Origin of the sequence: Coprococcus sp. RTP21204st1_G4_RTP21204_210225, assembly GCF_040915385.1 — a bacterium.
In the GTDB taxonomy this organism is placed as follows: domain Bacteria; phylum Bacillota; class Clostridia; order Lachnospirales; family Lachnospiraceae; genus Allocoprococcus; species Allocoprococcus comes.
This window is the reverse complement of the sequence record NZ_JBCPDP010000005.1, coordinates 110,711-125,479: the sequence shown is the minus strand read 5'-3', so window position 1 is coordinate 125,479 and position 14,769 is coordinate 110,711. Positions and strand designations below refer to the sequence as shown.

The 14,769-nt window shown below is 51.7% G+C and carries 14 protein-coding genes; 2 read left to right on the top strand and 12 right to left on the bottom strand.

What is annotated here, in order from left to right; translation table 11 throughout:
- The first annotated feature begins 72 nt into the window (after nt 1–72).
- Nucleotides 73–708 carry a hypothetical protein gene (locus AB5213_RS06390; RefSeq protein ID WP_368276496.1) on the top strand — a complete coding sequence of 212 codons (636 nt, stop codon included), beginning with the start codon at nt 73–75 and terminating at the stop codon, nt 706–708.
- Between the two features lie 563 nt (nt 709–1,271).
- On the opposite strand, the gene AB5213_RS06385 is transcribed toward AB5213_RS06390, so the two are convergent.
- From AB5213_RS06385 to AB5213_RS06340, 10 genes are all read right to left on the bottom strand, one after another.
- Nucleotides 1,272–1,442 (bottom strand): hypothetical protein, encoded by a 171-nt coding sequence (locus AB5213_RS06385; RefSeq protein WP_256171026.1) that lies wholly within the window; start codon nt 1,440–1,442, stop codon nt 1,272–1,274.
- A 32-nt stretch (nt 1,443–1,474) separates the two neighbouring features.
- Entirely contained in the window at nt 1,475–1,777 is a 303-nt protein-coding gene (locus AB5213_RS06380) for a hypothetical protein (protein WP_118372735.1), read from the bottom strand.
- Nucleotides 1,778–1,996: 219 nt separating this feature from the next.
- Nucleotides 1,997–2,587, bottom strand: coding sequence for a hypothetical protein (locus AB5213_RS06375; RefSeq protein WP_368276495.1), 591 nt, complete (start codon nt 2,585–2,587; stop codon nt 1,997–1,999).
- 154 nt (nt 2,588–2,741) lie between these two features.
- Complete coding sequence (locus tag AB5213_RS06370; protein ID WP_368276494.1) at nt 2,742–4,046, bottom strand: hypothetical protein; 1,305 nt, start codon at nt 4,044–4,046, stop codon at nt 2,742–2,744.
- A 2-nt stretch (nt 4,047–4,048) separates the two neighbouring features.
- The gene (locus AB5213_RS06365; RefSeq protein WP_368276493.1) at nt 4,049–5,404 is read right to left on the bottom strand and encodes a hypothetical protein; all 1,356 of its coding nucleotides are present in this window, start codon (nt 5,402–5,404) and stop codon (nt 4,049–4,051) included.
- Nucleotides 5,405–5,500: 96 nt separating this feature from the next.
- Nucleotides 5,501–5,743, bottom strand: coding sequence for a hypothetical protein (locus AB5213_RS06360; protein WP_368276492.1), 243 nt, complete (start codon nt 5,741–5,743; stop codon nt 5,501–5,503).
- Nucleotides 5,744–5,820: 77 nt separating this feature from the next.
- Nucleotides 5,821–6,168, bottom strand: coding sequence for a hypothetical protein (locus tag AB5213_RS06355; RefSeq protein ID WP_368276491.1), 348 nt, complete (start codon nt 6,166–6,168; stop codon nt 5,821–5,823).
- A complete protein-coding gene (locus AB5213_RS06350) occupies nt 6,165–7,154 on the bottom strand; it encodes a hypothetical protein (RefSeq protein WP_368276490.1) in 990 nt (329 codons plus the stop codon). Before AB5213_RS06350 ends, AB5213_RS06355 begins: the two co-directional genes overlap by 4 nt.
- Before the next feature lie 299 nt (nt 7,155–7,453).
- Entirely contained in the window at nt 7,454–8,626 is a 1,173-nt protein-coding gene (locus AB5213_RS06345) for a hypothetical protein (protein ID WP_368276489.1), read from the bottom strand.
- 183 nt (nt 8,627–8,809) lie between these two features.
- Nucleotides 8,810–9,784, bottom strand: coding sequence for a hypothetical protein (locus AB5213_RS06340; protein ID WP_368276488.1), 975 nt, complete (start codon nt 9,782–9,784; stop codon nt 8,810–8,812).
- A gap of 147 nt (nt 9,785–9,931) precedes the next feature.
- On the opposite strand from AB5213_RS06340, the gene cas9 reads away from it, so the two are divergent.
- Nucleotides 9,932–13,048, top strand: coding sequence for a type II CRISPR RNA-guided endonuclease Cas9 (gene cas9, locus AB5213_RS06335; RefSeq protein WP_368276487.1), 3,117 nt, complete (start codon nt 9,932–9,934; stop codon nt 13,046–13,048).
- 44 nt (nt 13,049–13,092) lie between these two features.
- Here the strand turns inward: cas9 and cas2 are convergent, their stop codons facing one another.
- Both cas2 and cas1 read right to left on the bottom strand, forming a co-directional pair.
- Nucleotides 13,093–13,419 (bottom strand): CRISPR-associated endonuclease Cas2, encoded by a 327-nt coding sequence (gene cas2 / locus AB5213_RS06330; protein WP_368276486.1) that lies wholly within the window; start codon nt 13,417–13,419, stop codon nt 13,093–13,095.
- Nucleotides 13,416–14,345, bottom strand: a complete 930-nt coding sequence (cas1, locus tag AB5213_RS06325) for a type II CRISPR-associated endonuclease Cas1 (protein ID WP_215634372.1) — start codon at nt 14,343–14,345, stop codon at nt 13,416–13,418. The genes cas2 and cas1 overlap by 4 nt, the downstream gene beginning before the upstream one ends.
- Between the last annotated feature and the right edge of the window lie 424 nt (nt 14,346–14,769).

The window sequence follows — 14,769 nt, the reverse complement described above, 5'->3', positions numbered from 1 at the left end:
GCATTATATGGTAGTACCGTGGTATGATTGATTTTGTAAATCATACATAATGCAAAAGGGAGGTAGGGAAATATGATCTGGTTTACTAGCGATACCCATTTCGGGCATGAGAACGTGCTGAAGTTCACCGACCGCCCGTGGGAGACGATTTGGCAGATGAACGACGCCATCGTCGACAGCATCAACGGCAGGGTTGCCGTGGACGACGAGCTCTACATCCTGGGGGATTTCTCATTCAAGATGACCGCCCAGGACGCCTACGGGCTGCGCAAGCGGATCGTCTGCAGGCGCATCCACCTCGTCCCGGGAAACCACGACAAGGACTGGACCCAGCCGGCGGTCGCAGGCGCGTTCACCGTGGAACCGCCGATTTGCGTGCTCAAGATCGACGGGCAGAAGATCGTCCTGTGCCATTACCCCATGGCCGACTGGCAGGGCATGAGCCATGGATCGTGGCACCTCCACGGACACATCCACAGCGGCGGCGGCGCGTACAACGAGTTCAACCGCAAGCAGGGCCTTCTGCGCTACGACGTCGGTTGCGATGCCAACGGGCACTCCCCGGTGAGTCTTGACGAGCTGAGGGAATGGTTCGCCGGAGTCGACGAGCCGTGCGGCCGGGTGAAATGGCCCTGGTGGGTCAACGAGACCGGCGACAGGCAGGTCGAGCGCGAGCTGGCGGCGTACAAGCGGAAAGAGCAATCGTAATAGACAGAAAGAAGCCCCGGTAGACAACCGGGGCTTTGTCAAAGGATTCCGCTGCGCGGGTTACACCATGTAATGTGAGGGGGTATTTGCGATAAACCAAATTCCGCAGCGGTGAAAAAATGTCTGTACAGAATGCCAGACCCATTACAGATCGGAATGAAAAAGAGAAGAAATTTACCGATCTCGCAAACAAACACGATCTGGATAAGAGATATGCAAAGAATTGCCGTAACTCTTTTCTAATTGTGTACTTTTAGGGGTATCGACAGGGTGATTCGCAAGCGCTTGCGAATTTAGAGGAAAGAGAGAGTAGTGACAACGATAAAGGAAAGTGATCTTGACCGACTGCTAAATTTGATGGTCAAGATTAAGATCATTGAACACCGCGGCTCTGATGTGAGCACAGAACGCCGGTGGTTGCGCTACCAAATCGTTGAAAGCTGTCAGGCGAATTGCTGCACGAGAGACGAGTTGATGAAACAGGTTCGGGATACATATGACATACGTTACCCGGATGGACTTTTTGTCAGCCGCACAACCCAATAGGTACACGAAAACAAGCCTTAAAGTTTTTCAGCAAGAATCGGATCAAGTTTGTTCTTGATACAGGTGATTGACAGATCGTATTTACCGTTCAGATGCGAAACAACAGGCAGCGACATCAGATGTGGAACTTTCACTCCGCTGATGCATGCGGCCTGTAGTTTCTGAAAAACGGTTTCGGATTCAACCATTAGACACCATTCCTTTAATCCTGGTCTTCTGATTACATCTTGTTTTCGAACGCCTTGATGAACTTTTCGATGTCATCAGGTGAGACAGACGAATCGACATGAGCGTTCCGGGGCGGTGAGGAGTGCCCGAAGAAAAGCACCTTGAGGCCGTGGAAGACTGCCATGATCCCACGGATGATGAGCATGATGATGCAACCGACGAGCCCGAGCACACAGCAGATCAAATCGAAGATCGCACCGACGAAGCCCGGACCGTACCGAACGATGAAGATCAAGATCCTTAAGATCAGAGTGAGAATCGGCGGACCGAGTATAAAAAGTAAAAGCCATTCCATTTGAATTCCTCCAATACAATTAAGTCTAGTTCTATACACTTATATTATAGCACTTTGGTATTAGAAAAGAAAGTCAACCAGAAATTCAAAGATCATACAGAAAGGAATAGGCGGCCTACGCGAAACCGCGCAAGCCGCCTATTCCCTGTGCTGCAAAACGTTCTGGATAGGGAAGGAACGTAGAATAAATTATAGCACTCTTCTACAGGAGAGGTGTGCCTAGTCGTCTTGCTCGCTGACCTGATCGTTGCGCAATTGGTCGCGTTTCATGGTCTCAAGGACGGTCGGAGGCAGGCCCATCCAGCCGGCAATGATCTCATCGGGCAGCTCCGGATTGGCATTCTTGATGAATTGGCTGATCTTGCAGGCACGCTCCGTGATTGACGCGCTGCGTCCGTTGCTGAAATACAGCAGCTCTTGGCTGAAGAACTTGACGCCGTTGACGAGCTCGCCGCCCTGGCGCCATTCGACAAGTTCGCCGTCAAGGGTGATTTTCGCCACGTCCTCGAGTTCCCTCTTGGAAATCAGGCGGATGCGGGTACTCGCCTTGAGGAGTGCATTGTTGAGCGTGGCGTTCTTCTTCTCGTCGAGCGATGTCACGGCATTGTCCTTGTCATGGATCTTCGCATCGTACCAATAGACGTCGACGACAAGGCCCTCATTCGAGTTCTTGTCTTCAAGCAGGTCGAAGCGGATTGCGAATTCCGTGATCAGGTTCATACCTTCCCTCTTGAAGGGATCGGTCGCCGTGAAGGTGGCGGTGTCGAACACATCGATCTTGCCGGTCTGATAATAGGTTATAAGTTTCATAGGTCACTTTCCTTTCTTCGATAGCGTAAATCAATTATAAATCAGCGAGCGTGGCGAGCGGATCATAGGCGCGCGTGCGCGCCGCACAAAAAGCGGCCTGCCATCCGAATGGAACGACAGACCGCATGTCTGATTGCACTAAATCGATGACAACCTAATGCTCAAGATTGTCCTTAGCGGGCGCGGCCTGGCTTTGACCGTCCAGCTTTTCGGACGCGCCGCGGGCGGATGCGGCCTTTGCGCCGAGACTCTTGCCCTGCTCGCGCTCGGCATCCTTGCGCTCGAAGAAAGCCTCGCGGGCGGCCTTGTTCGCCTTGGACGCGGCGAAGGGATTTACGGGAATGGTGCGTGCTTCCTTAGATTCGTGGTTGTAGAAATTGACCTCGATCTTGCCGTCCTTGAGCTGAGTGCTCGGAAGCCCGACATTGATCTGCTCACCGTTAGCTTTCTGCTCAGCAGCCTTGAAATACTGCTTCTCGGTGAGGAACACGGTCATATGGCCGGAGATGCCGTTCTGATCGCCGAGATCGATGCCGTTTGCGACAGAACCCGGCATGAAGCGGCAATCTGCCAGATACATCTGACGGTCGTCCTTCTCGATGACCTTGAGTTTGACCTGATTATTGAAGAACTTGAAGTTCGTCCAGGTCGTCTCTTCTTTGACATTGGTGTTCTTATTCTCGTTGGACATAGTAAGACTCCTTTCATTAGTCATGTCCTTGTTTACATCATCGGGAAACATCAGTTCATGGATCGGGACTCCAAGCTGGTCCTCGATGTCATGCCAGATGTCTTCCCGAAATGTCCCGATAGGGTAGCCGTAGAATTCCGAATCGATACATTCATTATCGTCTATGCAGACATCTCCGAGTTCATCCCAAATCCTTTTTGCGGCGATTTCCTTTGTATCCGGTCCGTTTGCATCCGTGATGACGTAGCAGTTGTTGAAATTGACGATTTCGCCTTCAGCGAGGTCTTCGGCTGCGCAGGCATACGGGCCGAACCCTTCTCGAAATCCGCCGTTGCACTGGTCGACGAGACGTGAGGCGTATTCGATATTACCGTGTGCCGCCTGGTAGAAATCGCGCCAGCAAAGTGTTTCATATTCATCATGCGTATATTCGACGCGCAGGTAATCTGGATCGATTGCTCCGCTGTGGAGCTGGGATGCATAGCTAATTGCTGTGCGGAGCGAATCGAATTCGACATCGTCATGGAAACAGGCTCCATCGCCGTAACTGTAGACGATGAAAGGATGATCTCTATGGCTTGGTTGGCTCTGGATGACCATTGCGACGCCATTGGGCAGTTCAAAGCCGTAATAGTCGGTTGCCGTTTGAGTCGGGTCCGCCTCACCAATATCGATGACATGCTCGAAATTCATCCACCTGGGTAGATCATGACCGTATTCATCATGCTTGCCATCATAAGCGTTCGATATGGTTGAGTTTTCGTTCATGTTCAGTTCCTGCTTTCGTGTGCTCCTGGAAGTCCATGTTCATATGCTTCCTTCGTTTTGAAACGATAGGATCGGTCTTGATAGGAGGATACCCGGTTTCCTTTTCCCTGCCTACACCCGCTGACGGAACGTGCTTTCTGCACCTTCGGCAGGCTTTCTTCGAGTTTCTTTGGAGAATAGTTATGGGTGAACTGCTCACCTTCGAACTGGACTGGGATTACGCCGCCCTTTATATATTTAAGCTTCATCCCGATATGGATAGGAGAGTTCTGGTTTTGGTCCTTGACGGCCTTATCGTACTGCCATTTTGCGAGATGCAGGGTAAATGAGCAGTTTCGCCCGGCGACTTCGGACGTCACATCGGCACGATAATCCGTTCTCGCCGTGTCTGGGTCGATGGATTTTGAAAGGTCGACCAGGTCCGGGAAGAAGCGAAAATTCACCCATTCGTTCCCGTCAAAGGATTGTTCCGTGGCACCGGGATACTCCTCGGGACTTTTGGGCAGTGGGTTGGTTTTTCGGACATTGATATCGGCGGCAAGGTCTTCAAGTGCGACCATCTCGCCGTCGATTTCGACTCCATCTGGATACCTGGCGGTTTTCAGTCCGAGACTGACCGGTTTACCGGCCTTTTTTTGAGCGTCGGCGCGTGCGTACTGCCTCTCACTCAGTAGGATTTTAAATTTGCCACCTGGCTTGATTGAAGATTCCTCTCCGAGAGTGCAATCGGCACGATACCATGGTCTGTCCGTCTTCCTTGAGACACCTGTGAGGAGAATTACACTGTCGGGAGGAACTTCAAGGTTCGTCCAGACCGGCTTCTTCGGTTGTGTGGGATGGCTTTTGGGCTCTCGAATGGAAGTATCTTCCATCTCGGCGATGGGAGGCTTTTCCTTGGAAACGCCTGCGTTTTGTTCCACCTCGATACGTTCTGGTTCTTCGGGGACATCGATTCTGTTCGGATGGCCATTTTCTACTTTGCCTACGTTGTCGATCGCCGCACTGATATCTTCCAGGCTCGTACCGAGAGGGAAACCGTGGAAATACCCGGTGATATGCCCATTCCCGTCAGTCGGGACGCTATCGAGTTCGAAGCGCAAGATTTCCGCGCTGTTCAGACGGTTCTTCTGACCGGCATCTCCGGTCATGATGTACTCGCTGCCGAACTCGGCAATGACTCCGTTGATCAAGTCTTCCCTTGCGCATCGGCGCGGGTCCATGCCGTCGCGATCACCGGCTTGGCAATCGAAAAGGAGCTTGTTGGCATATTCCAGGTTGCCGTGAGCCGCATAGAATAGATCGCTCCATCCGGCGAAGCCGCCACCCGGCATGGCTTTAAATCCCGGCTCTTTGTACATGATGAAACTCGAATGCAGCTGGATATCGGAGATGAAACCGGAACGGACGTCCTCGCAGTAGCGCAGCGCCTCGTCGAGATCATCGAATAGGATATTCTATCTCCATTCCGTCTCGTAGTCGCTGAAAAAAGAGTGGATGTTGTCGACCTCGCCGACAACAAGGAGGTCTTCACGACGGGCGGACTGCTTGAGAAACATCTCCTTTTTTGTTTTCGGCACGGTGAAGCCGTACCAATCTACCAATTGCATTCCCGGTGCTTGGGTTTTCCGTTTGATGGCTTCATGCGGCTCAAGCCATGGATGGGATGCTGCTGTGTCCTGAAGCTTTTCCTGCCACATATTCCCTCCTTAGTAGAGTAGAAAACAATCCATCAGCGAGCGTTGCGAGCAGATCATAGGTGCCGAAGGCGCCGCATTTAACGCTCTTCGTAAGTCTTCTCGTTATTCGTCTCGCAATCGCCTCGCGCTACGGCACGATTGCCCTTCAACATCCCACACATTTTGGAAAGGGATAGATCGCTCTTCCGATTGGCCTTGATCGTCTCGACGTATCGCTTTCTCAAAATGAACTCGAGTGTCTTGCCCCGCGGAATAGACTCGGTTTCATCGATAAGCCTTTGGGCAGTGTTGACGACTTCACGGTATGCGTTCTCGTTCAGCACGCTCCCGAGCTTCGTCCCAAGTACGGCGGTAGCGATAATGTCCTGCCCGATATATGGGTCGACGATTGCCTTTGCAAGCCTGAGGTCACGTTCGCTGATCATTTTGCCTCGATTTGGGTCGGCTTCTCGATTCCCGGTTCACGTTGTTCAGATTCGGCGATCTTGCTGCAGGCAGATTTGGCGAGTTCGGCTTTATCGGAAAGCCTCGTGTGTTCATGGTAGGGCGCTCCGCCGTCGGAAACACCTTCGACCGGTCCGTTTTCGATAATATCGATGATGTCTGACGAGCTGACGAGTGAATTTGGATCATGGAACAGCTGGTCGAGATCACCAATGAACTCGTTGCTTTCTGGACGGCCTTCAAAGGAAAACTTTTCCGTCACGGCATGGGCATTGGAAAAATCAAGTTGGTGGAAGGTGAGTAGCTGATCCACATACTCGCCTTCACGATAGAGTCCGGTATGGGCGATCATGGCAAGGTGCTCGCGATTCCCATCGCAACCAAAGTCGACGCCGCTCTTGAAATCATCCATAAACCATTCGGTGAAATCGGCAAGGTCCTCACCGGAAGTGGGTCCGAGAGGAAGAATCTCATATTCGGGTTCACCGATTTGTTTCGTTCCGGAGAAATTGACCTTTTGCACGACGAATGCGGTGTCCTGTCCCTCGGCAAATTTAGAGATCAAACCGAAGATATGGTCATTCTCTTCAGCATGGGCAAGCTGGTTCGGTTCGGGGACATCGGCCTTGATCTGATTCAGGTAGATAAAGTTCTCAATCGAGACATCATCGGCTTTTGGTCGGATTCGTCCCTGCAGATCGTCGATCTTATCCACGAGGCCGGAAAATGCCGAAAGGATATAATCCGGCTTGGAATCAGGATTCCATTCATTGATTTCGAGAACGTCAGTCAATCCATATTTTTGTGCAAAAGAGTCCAGTTCATCAAGTTGTTCTTTAGTGAACCCCCATGAGGCCAGATCTTCAGGATCGTCGATAAAGACCATGCCCGCATAGCTGTCTCGGACGTTCTCCGTAATAGCGTTCAGCATTTCTGGAAATTTCGATGGGTCTACTTTCGGAACCATTGCATAAGTCCTTTCTTTGAATACCTTTTGTAAGATTCTACCACTTCGCATTGAAGAAAATGACCTTGACCATGAGAAGAGATCAAGTCCAGCGATGGTATATGACGACTACGCGGATATTGGTATATTTGCAAAATGGGTGATGGATGCGCCCGAGATTGGGGAGCGGGCACATCCATCGGTGGGAAGAAGATGTCCCTGCACGAGAAAGGGGATCAAACTCGTGCTCTTAACCATAATAGCGATTTCTCAGCCCGTTTTCGTGTGGACTTTTCCAAATTCGCAAACGTTTGCTAATTTCACTTCCGAAATTTGCCGAAGAGGCCTTTTAGCCTTCCGAGAATCCCGTGCGGTTTCGTCGGCGTTTCAAAACCGGTATCTTCGGTCTGCTTTATTTGTCGGCCGGCGGGTGCGCTGTTTTTATAGGAAGGGCATCTGGAACTGAGTGACCTTTTCTTCCTCAGTGCCTCTTCTTGCTTCTCGACGGTCGCTTCGGAGATCTCCCGGAGTGTGAGGTCGATGTTGTCCCATGAGGTCTCACCTGTCGGTGCGCCTTTCACGGCATAGACCGTGATTGCCGGAAGCGGTGTCTCCAGCCTTACGAGATCTGTTCCTTTATGGCGGAGCGGTTTATCGGATGGTTCTGCCTCGATATGCCAGCTACGCTTGAGAATCTTTTTAGCTGCAGGAGAGTAGAGCCATTCGCGACCGGCGAAACGCGTCGCATGGCCGGTTCCTGTAATTCGTTCTGCCAGGCTCTTTCTGGTATCCCCCGCATTTGCGATATCATCTGTGATGGATATTTCCATGACCGGGAAATCCACGGTGGCATATTTCCGCACATCCTCGATGGCTTTCGGATGGCTGACGCGGAATTCGATGGCGACCCAGATCTCCGTATCGGCATGCGACAGCAGTGCGACCGCATCCGGAATGAGACCTTCAGGGCACATCGCGCCGCAATCGCGCTCTGTTTTGACATCCTCGATTTTAGTCATGCAACCGGTACCGGGAATGAACGATTTGTATGTTTCGGGGCTGAACTTTAGGACAGAAGAGCCGGGAACGGGAAGGACTGTCAGTTTGCCATACTTCTTGAATTCAAGTTTGCCGGCGTTCCGATAGCGTGACGTATGCGGGACGCTATCGATGAGAGACAGGTTAGGGAGGTAGAAATCATGGCCGATGAGCCCTTTGAGGACGGCTTTCGCTTCCAGATGGAGAAGGGACTCTGGATTCGACTCGACCGCGCACCGGCTATTTGCCTCGTGGGCCAAATAGTGGATGCCTCTCTCCGGGTCGTCCTTCGACCATCGGACTGCCTTGAGCCGTTTCCCGCAATTCGGATCGGGACAGACAAGTCCGCACTTGAACCCGTTGCGGTCGTAGGGGATTTGGTCTGCCCATACGGCATTGCCGTGCTCATCAAGTCCAAAAGGAACCCTCATTTGTGAACCGTCTTTCTGTCCCATAGCCTGGTGAGGACGATCGGCTGTGTCCTGTCTTCATTCAATTTAAAAAGATGCGCAGCGCCCCCGAAACGAGGGCGGCTGCATGCAGTTTTCTTTTGGTGGGCGTCAAGGAGCCGTTTCCAGGAATTGACTTTTACCCAAACTGTTTTTCCAAACTCCATACCTCGGGGATCCTCTGGGATTTTAACCGATTCTAGGACGTACGTAGATACCGTCGCTTACTTTGCCGTTGCAAATTGCCTTAGGAACAAATGTCTTGCTTTTCCCGTTGACGGTCAAGGTCACCTCGCAATTGATGCACGATCCCTGTAAACCTGAGAGAGATAGAGATGGGCTGGAGCCGAGTTCCTTGGCAACAAGCTGGGCGCCGCTTCCGAGGCCGGCGCATTTAAACCATCTGTAGGTGATATTGCCCTGCGGGATATTGGAAAGCTCGTTGTCGAAGACGACAGAGGCGTAATCCCCTTCACCCAGACTTGGAATCTGAGTTGATGAGTCATAGGGGGCAGTGCAGCATGCGAGCGAGTTTCCATTAAAACGTGGGCGATAGCTCCCGCTAGGGTAATTCGACCAATCGAAAACATAGACTTTGCCGATTGTCTCGCTGTAGGCATCTGGGACTTTTCCTTTGCTGCTGGATGTCGTCACCTTGCAGCGCAGATAATAGTCCTCGTCTTCTTCCGAGATTTCGTAGGAGTTCTTATTTCCACCGTATTTGATATCACTGAAAGTTCCGGTTTTTGTAGGCGAGTACTGCCATTGGTAGCTGACTCGGGTTGCACCCTCTGGTAAATTGGACACTTTAGCGGTGACCCTCTCACCGACGACGTCCATTCCCGTTACTGACACGGTAGGGGCCTGGAACTGTGAGCCGCTATTCTCATCCCCTTTGTTTTCACCGCCGGCGTTATTTCCTCCGCCGGTGCCGTTCCCGCCAGAAGCATTATCTCCGGCGCCGTTCGCCTTGCCGAACCATGAGCTGATGCTGTTACCGGTTTTTCCGATCTGCCCTGAGACCTGGTTGCCAAAACCCATCAGTCCACCACCGATGACGACGACGGCCAATATCACGATGATGTACTCGACGGTCTCGCCACCAAATTCGCGTCGGGTTCGATGGCGATATTTAGACGCGGTTGGAAATATTTGGCGTTTCATGATTGGTCTCCAACGGCAGAAGTGGCTAAATCGGTCTAGATTTTACCGCATCGAATTCTGTCTGCTCGCGGTGGGGAAAACTAAAAATGACCTGCTTGTAGTATTATTAAACCATCTGATCATCAATTAAAAGGAAAGTGAGGGTCTATGGTGGAGTACAGCGACCCGCGTGAATTCGGATTTCATCCGGAGACGGTCATGACGGCACTGATGCCTTACGAGCAGTTTTCTTCTAAAACGCGCAGGCTCATTCTCGGAATCGATATTGGCATTGCAAGCGTTGGAGTCTGCCTGATCGATATACGCAACCACGAGATCATCCTCATGGCTAGCCATATCTTCAAGGCACCTGTCGAGGGCAAGCAGAAGGATATTTCGGCTCGCCCGAGTGGCGCTAGCATACGACGTGGCTATCGCTCGGTTCGCCGTACGACCAAACGCCGGAAGAACCGAAAGAAGGTTGTCCGCGATATCGAAAAGAAGTACGTCTTGATTCCGGACGATGCGGACGGACAGTGGTTTGCAATCCGGAAGGACGAACCGGACGTTCTTCACCTTCGTGGGAAGGCACTTCTCTATAAACTGAACGCACGCGAACTTGCGCGGATTCTCTACGCTTTTGCCGGCAGGCGCGGATACATCGACCATGGCAAGGGCACTACCGACGATGACTCAGGTAAGGTTAAAAAGGCTCTGTCGGAAAACCGTAAGATTCTGGATGAAAACGGCTATGAGACGATTGCCCAGTATCTTTTGAAGCAGCCTACTTCCCGTAACAGGGAAGGTGACTACCGCTATATGGTCGACATCGAGATGGTAACGGACGAGATCCATACCATCTTCCGGCACCAACGCGATCTTGGGAGCGATATCGCTACTGAGGAGCTGGAAGGGGAATACCTTTCCGCACTTCGCTGGCTTACCGACACGAGCGCCCGCGATGAGAAGATCTATGGCAGGGTCGGTTACTGCACCTATCTCGGAGCCCCGGAGAAGCGTGCTGCGAGCTCATTGATTTCCTTTGAGATGGTACGGGCGTACGAGAAGCTGTCGAACATAAAGATTGAGCATCAGGGTCGGGAAGCGACATACATTTCCCCGGAGAAGCGGAATGAGATCGTTGCATCCCTGTTTGCCGTCTCGAAGAATCCCAAGCCGCTCAAATGGTCGCAACTTCGTGAAAAGCTTGATATGCAGTCATCCGACAGCTTTGACAGCCGCCTGCCGACGGACGAGAAGGGCGATTGTATCAAGATTCCGGCATGGAATGCCCTCTGCACGGGTCTTTTCATGTCGAACAGGGCGCTTCTCGATCGGTTTCATGATGATACCGACGCGGCCGATGCCGTCTGCTCGGCATTGACATACGCCTCTTCAGGCGAATCGCTGCGAAACGCCCTTGAAAATCTCAGTCTCGATCTGTCAGAGCAGGACATCGATTCTCTGCTCGATCTTCCCTACGCCTCGAAGCTCTTTTCGGGATATTGCAGCACGGGAGTTCGTGCCCTGCAGATGCTCCGCGATGCATTTAAGGATCCGCAGATTGAGAAACTGTACAATGCGGAGAAGGCGACCGGACTATATGAGGCTAGGCAGGCTTTGGCTGCGGCAAGGAACGAAAGTAGGGACGGGCTGTTATGTCCCTACCTCGAATTCGATCCGACATGCACGAACCCGGTGGTACTTCGTGCGACCGCACAGGTACGCCGCATGATCAATTCGATTATCAGGCATTATGGGTTGCCAGACATCATTCGAGTCGAGGTAGCCAAGGATCTCAAGCGCTCGAAGCATGAGAAGGCGATTATCGCGGCAACGAATAAGGCCAATAAGGACAGTAACGAGCAGGCGAAGAAAGACCTCGTTGCGTTCTACGGTCTTCCGAATGACGCCCACGTGAGCAGCGCCGATTTTGAGAAGATGTGGCTCTACCGTGAGCAATTCGGCCAGGACCCTTATACGGGCAAGGGCATCAATCTGGAGCGTATGCTGAACGACCGTGATTATGTCGAGATCGACCACATCCTCCCGTTCTCGCGTTCCTGCGATGACTCGAAATCCAATAAGGTCCTGTGCCTTACGAAAAGCAACCGCGATAAGGCGAACCGCACGCCGTATGAATGGATGACTTCCGGCGAGCCTTCTGCGCCTGATTTCGGGGATTTTTGCAGACGTATGGACGCGTGGGCTGGAAAGGGTAAATCTGCGCATTATACGAAATCAAAGCTTTCCAAACTGAAAAACAGCACGTTCGGGAAAGAGGAGCAGAAATTCATCGATCGCAACCTGAACGACACGCGGTACATGTCGCGACAGCTCGCGATGTGGGTGCGCGAATGCCTGCCATTCCCCGATGATAAGAGGCAGCATGTTTTCTGCGTTGCCGGTGCCGCGACGTCGCTCATGCGTCGAATTTGGGGGATTGGGATTGTCGACGAGAAAGGGAAGAAGGATCGAAGCGACGACCGCCATCATGCGGTTGATGCTGCGGTAATCGCATGTTGCGACCAGAGGATCGTGAAGGGCATCGCACGGGTCAACAGCGGCCGGTCGAACATAAAGGAGCGGGAGAGGCTTCGTTACGAGTCCATGCCATATCCCGAGTTCAAGGCCCAGGTCGAGGCTTGGATTCCCTGCATCGTACCGACTCGGACGGTTTCCCGCACCGCGACCGGCAGCCTGCTTAAGGACACGGTATATCCCTATGTCGGTGTTGACGACCGTGGAAAGGATCTTTATCGACGTAATGGGAAAACCGAGCCTGCATCCACGCTATGGAAAGACGGCGAGGGCGGTTGCAAGCTGTACGACGGCGTCTATGGGCTTGCGGGCGTGTTCGATAGGACTTTAAAGAAGTCCGGTAGCTGGAGGTTCGATCCTATCTATTACATCGATGTTCCGAATGTCAGGCAGGATTTCATCAGAGATTTCTCAAAAGCCCTCTCGATCGATTATTGGCCGAAAGTACAGCTGAAAGGCAACGAACCTCGTATTTTCCTGAAGCAGGGCGACGTGCTGCTGCAGGATGGCTGCGCGATGCGGTACTACATGTACGACGTGTCGTATGGTGGCGTTAAATCTTATTCAAGAATCGGAAAGGAGAGCATATCGCTTCAAAAAACGGGGCCACTAGCAGAAGAGCCGTTCCCGAAGCAGATGAAATGGGATTCATCGCTGACGGTCATGCAGGAAGACTGTCTCGGTCTGTGCTGGTTGAGGTTCCTGTCGGACCGTGCCGATCAATTTGAAAACCCTCCGGTTTAACGGGCAATCATAATGGGACGGGGTTGCGCCCGTCCCATTGCATTTTAGAACTCCAAGAAGAGTTGTGTTCCCGGGCTCTGATTGTCACGATTGTTAGACGGAGACGTGTTGACGAGAACTTTCCGGTCGACATATTGCTTTTCCGTGAGCTCCATGGCGACGACATGCCCCGCCGGAGGGAGATGTTTGCGCAGCTGTTCTGCATGGGATTCAGATGAGGCCCTGCTTAGAAGGTTACGTGAATAGACGCTGTTCTGTTCCCTCTGGTAGCCGTCGTCATCCAGAAACCGTTTGAATTTGATGTAGTTGTCCTTATCGGCTTTCGTCTTCGTTGGAAGATCGAACATCACGAGTAGCCGCATGATTCTCATGCCTTTCCTTTCGCCCGTTTTTCATCGTCTGTTTCACGTTCGAGACCGATGATATCTGGCAATAGCAGCTGATCGGCATCTTTTAACTCGACGGCTCGTCTCAGAGATTCACAGTAGATATCTATTGCAGTCTGGACGGAATGTCTGCGACCGTCGATTGATACCAGAACGGAAGTCACCTCTGTAAGGGATTTTTTATTCAACGTGGACAAGGGCTCGAGAATATTGTCACTGACAACCTTGAGGTCGACAATCGGGCGGAACGGTTCGATAAGGTCATCGACGAGGTTGAACGCGTTTTCTGCACTATGATGGTGGATACCTCGTGAGACGAGCCATCCGTGTGAGACAGCGCACTGGGCGATGCCTGACCTCAAAATCGCATAACCGTAGTTAAGCGGCGCGGTCATAGGGCCATTCCAACGTGTCCCGTAGGGTAGAAGTGTCTTGAAGTATTCACTTGCGGCAATGCTTTCGCGATTTGTCTTGTCGTTGCTTTGGACTTCCTGGGCATAGCCGCGGATTTTTTTAACTTCAGCCGAGTCGCCAAAGCACAACTTAAGCGTTTCAACTTGGTTTTCAATTTTCTTCGTTATGATCCGTTTCCAGATTTGGTTTCGCAATGGCTTTGAGATGGCAAGCTGGTGTTCGACGATTTCGGCATGTCTAGAATGCGCTCCCAGAGGAAGAGCAAGTCCGTTTGGCATATGGTCCGAGCCACAGTATAGGACTCCGATACCAGCCTTGTTGATGCCGGACATCAGAGCACTCGTCATGGTTACTTGGGGGTTGTCGATGATGATAACCCATATATCTGACAGTGCAATTTTACCGATGACTTCCGACGATTTCTTTTCCCGGATAACGAGAGCGTTATCTTTGATGCAAAGATGCTTGGGGGTCCTAATGGCAACAGTTTGTAACATCTCGGCTCCATTTTGCTGAAGTATTTATGGCGGTCGGGATTATTGCTCAAATCGATTGTTTTCCTGGTATTATTATTTATACCAAGTTCTTCTTGTTCCTATTCGTAACAGCTGATTGAATTGCAACGAGTAACGCTTGGGTAAGAGGACTTGCGAAATCGCAAGTCACTCGTGGAGTATATCCTGCGGCATCTCTACAGGTTGTGTCGCAGGTGATCTCCTTTTTCAGAATTTCGCCGGAAACAGGCCCGAAATGCACCGAAATTTGCGTTTTTTAGAATTCCAAAACAGTAAAGCCCCTGCTAGAGGGGCTTTTTCGTGGGTGGATATTATAACAGCTGATTGAATGGCAACGCACTAGGGCTGGAGACCGAATCTGGGCGCTGATGCGTCCATTATAACAGCTGATTGAATGGCAACGCAC